At 71.9% G+C, this 14,660-nt stretch carries 10 protein-coding genes; 2 read left to right on the top strand and 8 right to left on the bottom strand.

Annotated features, from left to right (window positions below; genetic code table 11):
• Positions 1 to 52: 52 nt before the first annotated feature.
• The 6 genes from JOD49_RS15995 to JOD49_RS15970 form a co-directional block, all read right to left on the bottom strand.
• A complete protein-coding gene (locus JOD49_RS15995; RefSeq protein ID WP_239525238.1) occupies positions 53 to 2,155 on the bottom strand; it encodes a carbohydrate-binding module family 20 domain-containing protein in 2,103 nt (700 codons plus the stop codon).
• A 374-nt stretch (positions 2,156 to 2,529) separates the two neighbouring features.
• Positions 2,530 to 3,387 (bottom strand): ABC transporter ATP-binding protein, encoded by an 858-nt coding sequence (locus JOD49_RS15990; RefSeq protein WP_205308049.1) that lies wholly within the window; start codon positions 3,385 to 3,387, stop codon positions 2,530 to 2,532.
• Entirely contained in the window at positions 3,384 to 4,262 is an 879-nt protein-coding gene (locus JOD49_RS15985; RefSeq protein WP_205308048.1) for an ATP-binding cassette domain-containing protein, read from the bottom strand. The genes JOD49_RS15990 and JOD49_RS15985 overlap by 4 nt, the downstream gene beginning before the upstream one ends.
• Positions 4,259 to 5,200 (bottom strand): ABC transporter permease, encoded by a 942-nt coding sequence (locus JOD49_RS15980; RefSeq protein ID WP_205308047.1) that lies wholly within the window; start codon positions 5,198 to 5,200, stop codon positions 4,259 to 4,261. Before JOD49_RS15980 ends, JOD49_RS15985 begins: the two co-directional genes overlap by 4 nt.
• Positions 5,197 to 6,165, bottom strand: coding sequence for an ABC transporter permease (locus tag JOD49_RS15975; RefSeq protein ID WP_205308046.1), 969 nt, complete (start codon positions 6,163 to 6,165; stop codon positions 5,197 to 5,199). The genes JOD49_RS15980 and JOD49_RS15975 overlap by 4 nt, the downstream gene beginning before the upstream one ends.
• Positions 6,166 to 6,175: 10 nt before the next feature.
• Positions 6,176 to 7,678, bottom strand: a complete 1,503-nt coding sequence (locus tag JOD49_RS15970; protein WP_205308045.1) for an ABC transporter substrate-binding protein — start codon at positions 7,676 to 7,678, stop codon at positions 6,176 to 6,178.
• Between the two features lie 530 nt (positions 7,679 to 8,208).
• Between JOD49_RS15970 and JOD49_RS15965 the strand changes: the two genes are divergently transcribed.
• Together JOD49_RS15965 and JOD49_RS15960 are read left to right on the top strand one after the other, a co-directional pair.
• A complete protein-coding gene (locus JOD49_RS15965; protein ID WP_205308044.1) occupies positions 8,209 to 8,955 on the top strand; it encodes a DUF8692 domain-containing protein in 747 nt (248 codons plus the stop codon).
• A 75-nt stretch (positions 8,956 to 9,030) separates the two neighbouring features.
• On the top strand, positions 9,031 to 10,227 hold the full coding sequence (locus JOD49_RS15960; RefSeq protein WP_205308043.1) for an acyltransferase family protein: 1,197 nt from the start codon (positions 9,031 to 9,033) through the stop codon (positions 10,225 to 10,227).
• Here the strand turns inward: JOD49_RS15960 and mfd are convergent.
• Positions 10,190 to 13,888 (bottom strand): transcription-repair coupling factor, encoded by a 3,699-nt coding sequence (gene mfd / locus JOD49_RS15955; RefSeq protein WP_205308042.1) that lies wholly within the window; start codon positions 13,886 to 13,888, stop codon positions 10,190 to 10,192. The two genes, JOD49_RS15960 and mfd, sit on opposite strands and share 38 nt — an antisense overlap.
• 254 nt (positions 13,889 to 14,142) lie before the next feature.
• The gene (locus JOD49_RS15950) at positions 14,143 to 14,562 is read right to left on the bottom strand and encodes a hypothetical protein (protein ID WP_205308041.1); all 420 of its coding nucleotides are present in this window, start codon (positions 14,560 to 14,562) and stop codon (positions 14,143 to 14,145) included.
• Positions 14,563 to 14,660 lie beyond the last annotated feature (98 nt).

Genomic DNA, 14,660 nt, shown 5'->3' with positions numbered 1-14,660 from the left:
TACCTGTCGCCCGCTGCCCGGGACTGCGGGGGGCAGCGGTGCCGGGAGCCGGCTACCTCCAGGTGTCTGTCAGCGTCACGGCCCCGTTCGCCCCGACCGTCGCGGTGCGGTTGGCACCGCTCTCCCAGACCACGGTGCCCGCGCCGTCCTTCTTCACGTACTTGTACTCGAAGGTCGTCCCGGCGGGCAGGTCGAGCACGACCTTCCACACGGGGTACGTCGCGGAGGACAGGGGCTTGGCCGCGGCGGGCGCCCACGAGCCGAGGGCGGGGATGCTGCCCACGACGTAGACGTTCTGCCCCAGGACCGTGGTGGCGTTCACGGAGAAGCTCGCGTCGCCCTCGGTCTCACCGGGACCGCCACCGGTCCCCGCGCACGGGTTGCCCACGGTCACGACGCCACCGGAGACCTGGACGTGCTGCCCGGTCAGGGCGTAGTCCTTGCCGCCGTTGTTGTCCCAGGTGCCCGAGCCGTTGGTGAACGCGGCGGTGATCGTCGCCCCGTTCGCGGGGATCTCGCGCGAGACCCAGCCCGTGCAGGCTGCGGACATGTCGACCCCGGGGGCCGTGGTCCAGGCACCCGCACCGACCTTGTAGTGGACCTTGTACGCGTTCCATCCCGTCGAGGTCGAGTAGTAGACCGTGGTGGCGGAGGTGGTCGGGCAGTCGACCGTGCACGGCGTGCCACCGGTCTTGCCGACGTGCAGCGCGAGCGCGCCGTACGCGGGGACCGTCGCGGTGAACGTGCCCGACGCGCTCACGGTCCGCGTCACCGAGCAGTCCTTCGTGGCCACGACGTCGCAGTAGGTGCCCGCGGGCAGCGACGTCTGGTAGGTGCGCGTGACGGCGGAGGCGGTGTTGTTGATCGCCATGTAGCCCTTGGCCCCCCGGCCGTAGGCGATGTTGTTGTTGCCGTCGTCCCACCAGTTCGTCACGGACGTGCCCTCGACCGTGTTGTGGAAGCCGACCATGCCGGCGATCTCCGTCCAGCGCTGGGTGCAGGTCCAGGAGCTGCTGGAGCAGCTCGCGTCGGGGACCGAGGCGTTGGTGGCGCCGGGCGCCCCTGCGTCCTTGTCGGTCCACGTGTAGCCGGTGTAGACCGCGGGCGAGCCGTAGGGCCACGACAGCATGAACGCGTTGGCGAGCGTGTACTTGGCGCCCCACTTGTAGTTCATGGTCTCGCCGTTGCGCTCGGTGTCGTGGTTGTCGACGAAGACCCCGGCGCGGTCGGACGTGAGCAGCCCGTTGCCGATCTCGTCGAGGCTCGCGATGCTGCCGTCGAAGCGGCTCTTGAGCGTGCGCGCGTAGTTGAACTCGTGCGAGTCCCCGCTGCCCAGGTACTCGGAGGGCTGGACGGGTTCTCCCCCGGCCCCGATGACCTCGTGGACCCAGTAGACGTTCGGGTTGGTCAGCTTGGCCTTGATGGCCTCGAGGTCGGCGGCCGGGATGTGCTTGGCCGCGTCGATGCGGAAGCCTGCGACGCCCAGGCCGAGCAGGTCGTTCATGTATCCCGCGATCTTGCCGCGCACGTAGTCGGAGCTCGTGCGCAGGTCCTGGAGCGAGACGAGGCGGCAGTTCTGGACGTTGTACCGGTCGCCGTAGTTGGTGATGTTGGCGCGGCAGTCGTTGAAGTCGTTCGCGCCGTACGGGACACCCGGGAAGCTGTCGACCGAGTAGCTGGTCCCGCCGGTGCCTGTGCCGGACCCGGTGTCGGCGCCTGCCGTGTGGTTGACGACCGCGTCGACCACGATGCCCACGCCCGCCGCCTTGCACGTGTTCACCATGTTCTGGAACTCGGCGCGGTTGCCGAGCTTGGACTCGATCTTGTAGCTCACGGGCTGGTACGAGGTCCACCACGCGGTGCCCTGGATGTGCTCCTGGGGTGGGGAGACCTGGACGTAGCCGAACCCGGCGGGCCCGATCGTGCTGGTGCACTCGGCGGCGACGGCGTCCCACGTCCACTGGAACATGTTGAGGACGACGTTCCCCCGGCCGTTCTCGGACGCGACCACGGGTGAGGGCGTCGGTGCCTTGGCCGCGGCGGGCACGGCCCCGGCGACGAGGCCCGACGTGACCACGGCGAGCGCCGTGAGCCCGGCGAGAAGTCTGCGCCGCGGCTTCGTGCGGACAGGTCTGGTTGTTCGGCTGAGCATCATTGCTGCGTTCTCCGTTTCGGTGCTGCGCACAGCCCCGCATCGGCGCGTGGCTGCCCGTCCTCGCCCCGGCGTCGGCGCCGGCACGTCTACCGCTTCCCCTGCCATTGCTCCGGTCCGATCGACCGGCCGAGCCCGCACCCTGCCACCTTGCAGAATGTTGCGGATTCTTGCTGAAAGATTACACAGACGGATGGGACGTGTCAGCCCTTTCGGACACGCAAGAAGATTGCGGGTTCTCGGGCTGGGCAGCGCGGGCACCACGAGATAGAGGGTTCTCGTCGAGACCGAGGTCCGCAGGCCTCTGTCTCGACAAGAACCCTCTACGTCGACGGGATCCCGCTGTGTCGCCGTCCTGTCCGACGGCGGCACGCACCTCAGGGCAGCGTCGGCACCGCCGCGAGCAGCTCGCGCGTGTACGCGGCCGCGGGCCGGGTCAGCACCTCGCGCGTGGGGCCGGACTCGACGACCTCTCCCCCGCGCAGCACGACGGTCTCCTCGCAGAGCTGCCCGACGATCGCCATGTCGTGGCTGACCAGGACGAGCGTGAGCCCCAGCTCGCTCTGGAGCCCGCGCAGCAGGTCCATGACCTGCTCACGCACCGACACGTCGAGCGCACTCACGGGCTCGTCGCCCACCAGGACCGACGGCGAGGGCGCGAGGGCCCGCGCGATCGCGATGCGCTGACGCTGGCCACCGGAGAACTGGGCCGGGTACTTCGTCCGGGCGTCGGGGTCGAGGCCGACCCATCCCAGCACCTCGTCGACGCGCGCCGACACGTCGCCGCCGATCTTGAGCGAGCGCAGCGGCTCGGCGACGATCCGCGCGACGGTCATGCGCGGGTCGAGCGACGTGCGCGGGTCCTGGAGGACGACCTGCACCTCGCGGCGATACCGCCGCATGAGCGCGCGGTCCCGGCGGTCCAGGGGAGCGCCGCGGTAGGAGACCGTGCCGCGCGTCGGGCTGTCGAGCCCAAGCAGGAGGCGCAGGAGCGTCGACTTCCCCGCGCCCGACTCCCCCACGATCCCCACGCTGCGGCCCGCACGGACCGCGAGGTCGACGCCCGCGAGCGCCGCCGTCGGGGGCGTGCGGCGCGATCCGCCGAACTCGCGCCACACCCCGTCGAGCGCGACGAACGGTGAGGCGTCACCCTCGGCAGGGTGCCGGTCGCCCTCGGCAGGGTGCCGGTCACTCCCGGCAAGCAGGGCGTCACCCTCGGCGGGCTGGTCGCTCATCGGTCCTCCTGGGTGGTCGGGTGCAGGGTGGTCGGGTGCAGGGTCGGCAGGTGGGTCACGGCGCGTGCGGCGGCGAGCAGCGACCGGGTGTACGGGTCCTCGGGAGCCTCGAGGGCGCGAGCGACGCTCGTGGCCTCGACGACCTTCCCGTGCCGCATGACGACGAGGTCGCGCGTGACGCGGGCGACGACCGGCAGGTCGTGCGACACGAACACCAGGGCGGTCCCGGTGCGCTCGATGAGGTCGTCGAGCAGGTCGAGGATCTCGGCCTGGACGGTCACGTCGAGGGCCGTGGTGGGCTCGTCGGCGATGAGCACGTCGGGCTCGCACGCGAGCGCCATCGCGAGGCACGCGCGCTGGCGCTGTCCGCCCGAGAGCTGCCACGGGTAGGACCCGAGGATGCGCTCGGTGTCGTCGAGGCGCACCAGGCGGCACAGGTCGGCGGCGAGCTCGGCGGCCCGGGCACGCGAGACCTTGCGGTGCAGGCGCAGCGGCCCGGCGATCTGCCGACCGATCGTCATGAGCGGGTCGAGCGCCGTGAAGGGCTCCTGGAAGACCATGGCGATCCGCGCCCCGCGCACGCGGCGCAGGGCCTCCTCGCCGAGGCTCAGCAGGTCGGTCCCGTCGAGCAGGACCTGCCCGGTCGCGGTCATGCCGTCGGGCAGCAGCCCGAGGATCGCGGCCGCGGTGAGCGACTTGCCCGAGCCGGACTCGCCGATCACGCCCAGGCGCTCGCCGGGCGCGACGCGCCAGCTCACACGGTCGAGCAGCACCCGGCCCGACGACGTCCGCACCGTCAGGTCCCGCACCTCGAGCCCGGTGGTGCTCGTCGCGGGGCCGGCGGTGCTCGGCGTGGGAGGGGTCGTGCGGGTCATCGGTCGCCTCGCAGGCTCGGGTCGGTCCGTTCACGGATGCCGTCGCCCAGCAGGTTCAGGCCGAGGACGGTCCACGCGATGAGCAGCCCGGGCAGGATCGCCCCGAGCGGCTGGACCGCGACGGACTTCTGGGCGGCGCTGAGCAGCCGCCCCCAGGACAGGGCGGTCGGCGAGCCGAGCCCCAGGTAGGACAGCGACGCCTCGGCGAGGATCGCGCCGCCCGCGAGCAGCATGAGCTGGACCAGCAGGGTGGGGGCCACGTTGGGCAGCACGTGGCGCAGGATCGTCCCCCACCATCCGGTGCCCGACGCCGTCGCGGCCGTCACGTAGTCCTCGCGCAGCACGCGCGCGGCGTTGACCCGCGTGACGCGCGCGACCACCGCAGCCCCGGAGATGCCGATCGCCACGATCGCCGAGGTCAGCGACGCACCGCGGACCGTCACGATGAGCATGGCCAGCAGCAGGGTCGGGAACGCGATCATCAGGTCGATGACGTTGAGGAGCGCGACGTCGGCCCACCGCGTCGTCGCCGCCGCGACCACGCCGATCGCGAGGCCCAGCACGCCTGCGATGACGACCGAGGCGATCGCCACGGTCATCGCGACCGTGGCCCCGCCCATGAGCTGGCTCAGCAGGTCGCGTCCCAGGCGGTCGGTGCCCGCCCAGAACTGGGCGCTCGGTCCCTCGAGCCGTCCGCCCGTGCCGGCCGCCCCCGCGCTCACGTCGTACGGCGTCCAGAAGACCGCGACGACACCGACCACGGCGACCAACCCGACCATGACCAGACCCGCGACGAACGACGGGCTCACGCTCCGCCGTCGGGCCCGCTTGGGACCACCGCCCCCGGGGGACGGCGCGACCACGCCCTCCTCGCGCGCCGGGACGAGCCGCCCGGATCCTTCGGCGACGGGGATCTCCCCGCCCAGGTCGATGCTCATCGGGCTCCTCCGAGGGCAGAACCGGCGCGCAGCCGGGGGTCGATGCCGCGCTGGGCGAGGTCGACCAGGAAGTTCGTGACGAGGACGACGGCCGTCAGGCCCAGGACGAGGGCCTGCACGACCGGCAGGTCGCGCCCCGCGACAGACGACACCAGGAGCGTGCCGAGGCCCGGGAGCGCGAAGACGTTCTCCACGACCACGGCCCCCAGCAACGACGTCGCGAGCTCGATGCCGAGGATCGCGACGACCGGGACCGCGCCGTTGCGCAGACCGTGGCGCGCCAGGGCGTGCCACCGGCCGTAGCCGAGCGAGCGGGCCGTGCGGACGTAGTCCTGGTCCAGCACGTCGAGCGTCGCCGACCGCACATAGCGCACCATGACCGACGACATCGCGATGGCCACGGTCGCCACCGGCAGGACGAGCGACCGCACGGCCGCCGCGGGGTCCTCCCAGCCCTGGCGCGGGAACCCGCCGGGGGGCAGGACCCCCGCCTCGAGCGCGAACACCCACACCAGGATCACGCCGACCCAGAAGACCGGCACCGCGACGCCCAGCTGCGACACGGCCGAGACCGTGACCCCCACGACGCCGCGGCGCTTGACCGCCGCGACCACCCCGAGCGGCACCGACACGAGCACCGAGACCACGAAGGCCGCGAGGCTCAGCGGCAGCGTGATCGCGAGCTTGCTCGCGATCAGCTCCCCCACGGGCAGGCGCGAGACGAACGACGTCCCCGCACTGCCCGAGAACAGCCCCGCCACCCACTGCCCGTACTGCGTCCACAGGGGCTGGTCGGTGCCGAGGTCGGCACGCAGCTGGTCGAGCTGGTCGCTCGTGGTGCCCACGCCGAGCGACGTGCCCGCGCTGTCGCCCGGCAGGAAACGGAGGACGGCGAAGACCACGACGCTCGCGAGGACCAACGACAGCAGCAGCGTGCCGACGCGCGTCAGGAGGTAGCGGGACATGGGAGCTCGGTCAGCCTTCCCGCACGATGTCGGCGACGTAGAAGCTCTCCGTCACCTGGTTCACCGGGAAGCCCGTGATCTCGGCGCGCGCGACCCGGATCTGCGGGTCGAGGTACAGCCAGGCGCTCGCCGCCTCCTGCCCGATGGTCTCGTTGACCTGGGTCAGCAGGGCCGTCTGCTCGTCGGCCGTGGCCGCCTGGTCGGCGTCCGCGACCCACTGCTGGACGTCCTTGTTGTCGTAGCCCCAGTAGAAGTCGGGGTTCGCGTACCAGACGACGTCGCGCGGGTTCACGTGCCCCATGAGCGTGGTCTGGAAGTCGTGGTCCGTGTAGACCTTCTGGTACCAGGTCGCGTCGTCGATCGGGTGGAGCGTGAGCGTGACGCCCACGGCCTGCAGGTCCGCCTGGAGGAGCTGCGCGATGGTCTCGGACGGGTCGCCCGCGACGTAGTCGACCGCGATGCTCAGGCCGCTCACGCCGGCCTGCGCGAGCAGGTCCTTCGCGGCCTGCGGGTCGTAGGAGTGCACGTCGGCCTGGTCGACGAACCACGGGTCGGTCGGCGGGACCATCGAGCCGATGACCCGGCCGCGTCCGTCCCACACGGCGTCGAGGATCTTCTCGCGGTCGATCGCCGTGTACAGGGCCTGGCGGACGCGGACGTCGTCGAACGGCGCGACGCGGTCGTTGAAGGCCCAGATCTGCTTGGTCGTCGAGGTGCCCTCGGTGATGGTGAACTCGTCGTTGCCCTCGAACTGCACGAGCTGGTCCGGGGAGTCCTCGGCGATGACCAGGTCGAGGTCACCGGTCGCGAGCGCGTTGTTGAGCGCGGTCGTGTCCTGGAAGAAGCGGAACGTGACGCCCGAGTTCTTGGCGGGCTCACCCCAGTAGTCGTCGTTGCGCTCGATCGTGAGGTGGTCGCCCTGCGTCCACTCGACGAAACGGTACGGGCCCGTGCCGTTGTCGCTCGTCAGCTCGGTGTCGCCGTCCCGCACGATCGTGACGGACGCGAGGTAGAACGGCAGCGACTGGCTGCGGCGCGACAGGTCGAGCTGCACCGTGGCGTCGTCGGGGGCCGTGATCGCGGAGATGACCGACAGGTCGTTCTTGCGCGCGCTCTTGGACTCGGGTGCGATGGTCTGCGAGATGCTCCAGACGACGTCCTGCGCGCTCAGCGCGGACCCGTCGTGGAACGTGACGCCCGGCTGCAGGTGGAACGTGTAGACGAGGCCGTCCTCGGACACGTCCCAGTCCTTCGCGAGCGTCGGGACCACCTCGCCGTCGACGTCGACCGAGGTCAGGCCCTCGAAGACGTTGCGCGTCATGGTCTGCGAGACGCCCGAGCTGCCGCCGACGTTGCGGACCAGTCCGGTGGGCTCGTTGGTCGAGCCGATGACGATCTCGGCGTCAGCGCCTGCCGCGGCGCTGCTGCTCGCGCTGCCGGACCCACCCGAGCCGCACGCGGCGAGCAGGAGGGTCGTCGCCAGGACCGCGGCGGCTGCCTTGAAGGTTCTCATGGGGGTTCTTCCGTTCCAGGAGGTGCAGCGGGGCTGCACGGGGACCACCCCGCTCTCGCGACCTGGGTCGCGGGACGAGGTGGTGAGGGGTTCGTGGAGCGCGGTCCTCCGACGGATGGCGGGGGCCGGGTGGCGGAGACCGGGAGGGCTCGGGCGTCACGAGCGCGGCCGACGGTGCGGGGCGCTGCGATCCGCGCAGGGCGCGACTAGGCGTGCGACGGGAAAGCCCGGGGGAAGGATCAGACCTGTGCGTGAGGGGCGGTCACGTCGGGGAGCACCCGCGACGGACGCCGCCTGTCAGCGGCTGTTCAGAGACAGCGACAACAGCGGGCGGAGCTCGTCGAGCCGTGCCGTCCGGTGCTGTGGGTGCGCGTGGGCGCGTTCAGGTCGAAATACATGATGCGACAACTATCTCACCGACCGAGCGGTATGGATACGCACCGACGGTGTGGCGGTGGTCACGTCACCGCAGCCGCTGCTAGGGTCGCCAGGCCGAGCGTGAGCTCGCCCGGGTCGTCGATGGAGCACCAATGCTGCGTGTCACCGTGCCTGTCAGGGTCCTCGTCCGCCGCCTCGCGCTGGCGATCGCCGTCCTGGCCGTCCTGCACCTCCTCGCCAACTTCCTCGAGAAGGGCGCCGACCTCCACGGCGGCGTGATCGAGCCGCTCGTCCACTACTTCAGCATGGACGAGGAGGTCAACGTCCCCACCTGGTTCACCGTGGTCCTGCTGGCCTCGACGGGACTCGTGACGGGGGACCTGCTGCACGTCGAGCCCGTCCCGGCGCGACGGTGGGCCTGGGGGCTCATCGCGTTCGTGCTCCTGTACCTGTCGATCGACGAGATGACGAGCTTCCACGAGCACCTGGGCACCTCGCTCGAGGAGCACTTCCGGAGCATCGCGGACCTGCCGTTCAACGGCTGGATCGCGTTCTACGGCCCGCTCGCGCTCGTCGTGGCCGCGATCGTCGTCCCGCTCCTGTGGGGTCTCCCCCGGCGATTCCTGCGCCCCATGGCCCTGGCCGGGGTCCTCTACGTGATCGGCGCCGTGGGCTTCGAGGCGATCGCGGGGCTGCTCGAGGACCAGGGCTTCGACCGGGCGACGTTCGTCGGGCAGCTCGCGGTGCTGGGCGAGGAGAGCCTGGAGATGATCTCGGTGCTCGTGTTCCTCGTGGCCGTGGTGCGCTACCGCGACGCCCTCGACGGGGACGTCGCCGCCGTCGAGGGGCGCTCGTCCTCGGCGGGGACGCCCGACGACGGGACCACACTTCATCCTTGACCCCCTCCCTCCCGGGCGCCCACGATGCAAGAGCGGCCTCTCGACGGGGCCGCGCACCAGCGGCAGGGGACCTCGATGACGACTCCGGCGGGAACGGGCACCGCCCCGCGCCAGCTCCCCTCCCTGACGGCGATCCGCGCGGTCGCCGCCGCGGCGGTCCTGGTGTTCCACCTGGACTACTGGCAGGTGCTCGACATCCCCGGGGCGTACTACGGCAGCACCGGGGTCGCGCTGTTCTTCGTCCTCTCGGGCTTCATCCTGACGTGGACCGCCAACCCTGCGCTCCCCCGCAGCGGCTTCTACCTGCGCCGCGTCGCACGGATCTACCCCGACCACCTCGTGACGCTGGTCGCGGCTCTGGTCATCGCCCTGGTCCTGGGCAGCCCGCCCGTGACCGGGCGCATCATCGGCGCCAACGTCCTGCTGCTCCAGGCGTGGTCCCTGGACCCGACGGTCGTGTACGGGCTCAACGGCGTCGCGTGGTCGCTGTCGTGCGAGCTCGCGTTCTACCTCGCCTTCCCGTTCCTCCTGCCGCTGCTGCGGCGCTGGTCGGGTCGGACCCGGCTCGTCGTGACCCTCGTGGCGCTCGCGGTCCCGCTCGTCGCGACGGTCGTGGCCCCCACGACGTACCAGGTGCTCTACCACTTCCCTCTCGCCCGGTTCCCGGAGTTCGTGCTGGGCGTCGTCGCCGGCCTCGCGTTCGTCGAGGGCCACCGGTCACGGGTCCCGTGGGCGGGGGTGCTCGGGATCCTCGCCGCGGTGCTCGTCGTGGCCGAGCTCACGCACGCGACCGAGGCCGTGGCCCGGGTCGCGCTCGTCCTGCCGTTCGCGCTGTTCCTCATGCTCTGCGCCGAGCGCGACCTGCGGGGCCGGCGGTCGGTGCTGACGCACCGCGTCCTGATCGTCGCGGGCTCGGCCTCGTACGCGTTCTACCTGGTGCACGAGCTCGTGATCCGGCGCGTGCTCGACACGCCCCTGACGGGCGTGCTCGCCGCGGCCGTGATCACGGTCGCCGCCGCGCTCCTGGCGTACGCGCTCTACCGGTTCGTCGAGGAGCCTGCCCGCCACCTGATCGTGAACCGCTGGGGTCGGCGGCGCGCGCCACTCGGCATGCCCGAGGGCGCGACGCCGGGCGCAGCGGCACCTTCACCCGGCCCGACGGCGCCGCTCACCGACGCGCGCCCGTCGCCCGCGGTGGACCCCGTCTCGGCCCCCACCGCCGCACCGGACGTGACTACCGCTTCGACGTCCCCACCGTCGCCGCCGCGCTGACGTCTCCCGTGATGACCGCGTCGATGAGCTGGCGCGCCCAGGCGAGCACCTCCATGCCTCGCAGCGGGCGGCCTCCGATGCGCGCCGTCGTCGGGAAGGGGACGAGGAACGCGCGGATCGCGGGCTTGAGCATGGTGCCCGGGTAGAGGCGCTTGAGGCGCAGCTCGGCGGACTCCGGGAGGTCGACGGGCGCGAAGCGCACGAACTTGCCCTGCGCCGTGACGTCCGCGAGCCCTGCGCGGCGCGCATGGTTGCGGAAGTCCGCGACGGCGAACAGGGCCTCGACGACCTCCGGGAGCGCGCCGTAGCGGTCGACGAGCTCGGCCCGCACCTCGGCGAGCGCGGGCTCGTCCTGGGCCGCCGCGATCTTGCGGTACGCCTCGAGGCGCAGGCGCTCGTGCGCGATGTAGTCGTGCGGGATGTGCGCGTCCACGGGCAGCTCGATCGAGACCTCGGGGGCTTCCTCCTCGACCTCGCCCTTGAACGACGCTACGGCCTCCCCGACCATGCGCACGTACAGGTCGAACCCGACGCCCGCGATGTGCCCCGACTGCTCGCCGCCCAGCAGGTTGCCCGCGCCGCGGATCTCGAGGTCCTTCATGGCGATCTGCATGCCCGCGCCGAGGTCCGTGTTCGCGGCCATGGTCGCGAGGCGGTCGTGCGCGGTGTCGGTCAGCGGGCGCTCGGGCGGGTACAGGAAGTACGCGTACGCGCGCTCGCGCCCACGACCCACGCGGCCGCGGAGCTGGTGGAGCTGGGACAGGCCCAGCATGTCGGCGCGCTCCAGGATGAGGGTGTTGGCGTTGGAGATGTCGAGGCCGGTCTCGATGATCGTGGTGCAGACCAGGACGTCGAGCTCCTTCTCCCAGAACGCCGTGATCGTCTGGTCGAGCTGGGCCTCGCCCATCTTGCCGTGCGCGACGCCGATGCGGGCCTCGGGGACGAGCTCGCGCAGGCGCTGGGCCGTGCGGTCGATCGTCTCGACCTTGTTGTGCACGTAGAACACCTGGCCCTCGCGCAGCAGCTCGCGGCGGATCGACGCAGAGATCTGCTTCTCCTCGTACGCGCCCACGTACGTGAGCACGGGGTGGCGCTCCTCGGGCGGGGTCGCGAGTGTCGACATCTCGCGGATGCCCGTGACGGCCATCTCGAGCGTGCGCGGGATGGGGGTCGCGCTCATCGCGAGCACGTCGACGTTGGTCCGGAGCTGCTTGAGCGTCTCCTTGTGCTCGACGCCGAACCGCTGCTCCTCGTCGATGATGACCAGGCCCAGGTCCTTGAACTTGATCGACCCCGAGATGATGCGGTGCGTGCCGATCACGACGTCGACCGACCCGTCCTTGAGCCCCTCGACCGTCTCCTTGGACTCGGCCTCGGTCTGGAAGCGCGAGAGCGCCTTGACCGTCACGGGGAACGCAGAGTAGCGGTCCGCGAACGTCTGGAAGTGCTGCTGGACCAGGAGCGTCGTGGGCACGAGGACCGCGACCTGCTTGCCGTCCTGCACGGCCTTGAACGCCGCGCGGACCGCGATCTCGGTCTTGCCGTACCCGACGTCGCCGCACACGAGCCGGTCCATGGGGACCGGCTTCTCCATGTCGGCCTTGACCTCGTCGATCGTGACGAGCTGGTCGGGCGTCTCGACGTACGCGAACGCGTCCTCGAGCTCGCGCTGCCACGGGGTGTCGGGGCCGAACGCATGCCCCTGCGTGGCCATGCGCGCGCTGTAGAGGCGGATGAGCTCGCCCGCGATCTCCTTGACGTGCTTGCGCGCCTGGCTCTTGGTCTTGGCCCAGTCCGAGCCGCCCATCTTGTTCAGGCTGGGCGACTCGCCGCCCGTGTACTTGGTGACCTGGTCGAGCTGGTCGGACGGCACGAACAGGCGGTCGCCCGGCTGGCCGCGCTTGCTGCTCGCGTACTCGATCACGAGGTACTCGCGCGTCGCGGCGTTGCCGCCCGTGCCGAGCGTGCGCTGCACGAGCTCGACGAACTTCCCCACGCCGTGCTGCTCGTGCACCACGTAGTCGCCCGCGCGCAGCGCGAGGGGGTCGACGACGTTGCGCCGCCGCGAGGGCATCTTGCGCATGTCGCGCGTGCTCGACCCCTGGCGTCCCGTGAGGTCCGACTCGCTGAACACCGCGAGCTTCAGGTCGGGCGCGACGAAGCCCGGCCCCACGGGCGCGGGTGTCACGAGCACGACGCCGCCCTCGGGCTCGGTGTCGATCGACGCGACGAGGCGCGCTGCGGTGTCGACCGCGGAGAGCTGCTCGGTCATGCGTCGGGCGGGGCCGTGGCCCTCGGTCGTCAGGACCAGGCGCCAGCCGGCGTGCTGGAGCGAGCGCAGGTCGTCGAGCGCGCGCTCGACGTCCCCCCGGTAGGACTCGACGTTGCGCGCCGGCACGGTGAAGGTGGTCACGCCGTCCGTGCCCATGCCCGACGTCGGACCCTCGCCTCCCGGGAGCGCCTCGCCCGGGTGCGCTTCGCCGTCGGGCCCTGTGCCCTCATCCAGGCCGAACGGGCTGAGCGTCCACCACCCGAGGCCGCGACGCTCGGCGACGTCGTGGACGTCGGCGAACGTCTCGAACGACGCGGCCGAGAGGTTGATCGGGGTCGAGCCGCCTGCGGCCGCACCGGTCCAGGCGGCGGCGAGGAACTCCTCGGTCGTCGCGACGAGGTCGTGCGCGCGGCGGCGCACGCGCTCGGGGTCGTTGACGATCAGCAGGGCGTCGTCGGGGACGAGGTCCAGGACGGGCAGCATGCGGTCGACGAGGACCGGGGCGAGGGACTCCATGCCCTCCACGGCGATGCCGGCGGCGAGCTTGTCGAGCATGTCGGTCGCGCCGGGCAGCGTCTCGATCAGCTCCGCCGCGCGGGCGCGCACCGCGTCCGTCAGGAGGATCTCGCGGCACGGCGGCGCCCACACGCCGTGGTCCGCGATCTCGAGGCTGCGCTGGTCCGCGACCGCGAACCAGCGGATCTCGGTGACCTCGTCACCCCAGAACTCGACGCGCAGCGGGTGGTCCTCGGTCGGGGGGAAGACATCGAGGATGCCGCCGCGCACCGCGAACTCGCCGCGCCGCTCGACCATGTCCACGCGCTGGTAGGCCGCCGCGCTCAGGCGCTCGGCGACGTCCGTGAGGTCGGCCGTCTCGCCCGTGCTGAGCTCGACGGGCTCCAGGTCCCCCAGGCCCTCGACGACCGGCTGGAGCAGCGCGCGCACCGGCATGACGAGGACGCGTACCGGGCCCGACTGGCTGATCTCGCTGGTCGGGTGCGCGAGGCGGCGGAACACCGCGAGCCGCTTGGCGACCGTGTCGCTGCGCGGCGACAGACGCTCGTGCGGCAGCGTCTCCCACGCGGGCAGGACCGCGACCAGGTCACCCAGTTCGTCGGGCAGGTAGGCGCGCACGCTCGCGGCGAGCTCGTCGGCCTCACGACCCGTCGCGGTCACCACGACGAGGGGGCGGGAGCCCTGGGCAGGCTCTCCCTGCGCGGCCCCGGCGGCGTCCCCGGTCGCGGTCGCCCCCGCCATCGCGGCGAGCAACGGCGGACGCACGCCCACCGGCCCGACGACGTCGACCGCGCCCCGCAGGCGCACGTGCTCGACGACCGCGCGCGCGGTCGGGTCGGCCAGGAGGGCGGGCAGGATTCCGGTGAGGTTCATGAGTTCCTTCGAGTCACCGATCGGCAGGCGGGCGTCCACGGGCGCAGGCCCGGGCAGGTGTGGACGTCATTCGACGCGACCCGCAGCGAGGCGCGGGCGCGCCGGAACAGCACGAGCGGCCCGGACCGAGGTCAGACGGTCCGGGCTGAGGGTACGAGCACCAGGCTACGCCGAGGGGGTGACAGGGGGCGCGGTGGTTTCGCGGAGCGCGCACGCCCTGTGCGGTCGCTCCGACGGACGGGCGCCCGGCGCCGCTAGATCCGATCGAGCTCGAGGGTCTCTCGTCTCACCTGGCGGCGGAGCAGGCGCCAGGCGAGCATCCTCGCGAGATGGTCGCCCCTCGTGCCGTCGCTGACCTCCTCAGGCGAGCCCGCCGCGAGCACGAGCTCGCACGACGTGCACTTGTCGCCGGCGAAGGTCAGGACGAGTCGGCTCGGACCGCGCACTGCGGCCACCGCGGTCGCGAGTCGTGCGCGCAGCTCGTCCGGCTTGTCCTCCTCGACGTACGCGAACGTCGGCCCCAGGTAGGGACCGAATACCAGGACGAAGACCTCCCCGCCACGGTGCACCCGCACGCTCGCCGTCCGCTCGGGGTCTCGTGCGGACCACAGAGCGACGCGGAAACCGTCGGAGACGTCGTCAAAGCGCCACAGGATGTCGGGATGCTCCGCCATGATTCCTGGCACGAGCAAGACCAGTGCCGCGTCTGCTGGTTCTGTGTTCACGGCGACCATTGCAGCAGGTCCACCGGGGCCGCGACTACGCACTACGC

The sequence above is a fragment of the Oerskovia jenensis genome, assembly GCF_016907235.1.
Classification (GTDB): domain Bacteria; phylum Actinomycetota; class Actinomycetes; order Actinomycetales; family Cellulomonadaceae; genus Oerskovia; species Oerskovia jenensis.
Note: the sequence above shows the minus strand (reverse complement) of the source record. Positions and strands in the feature narration are given on the sequence as shown.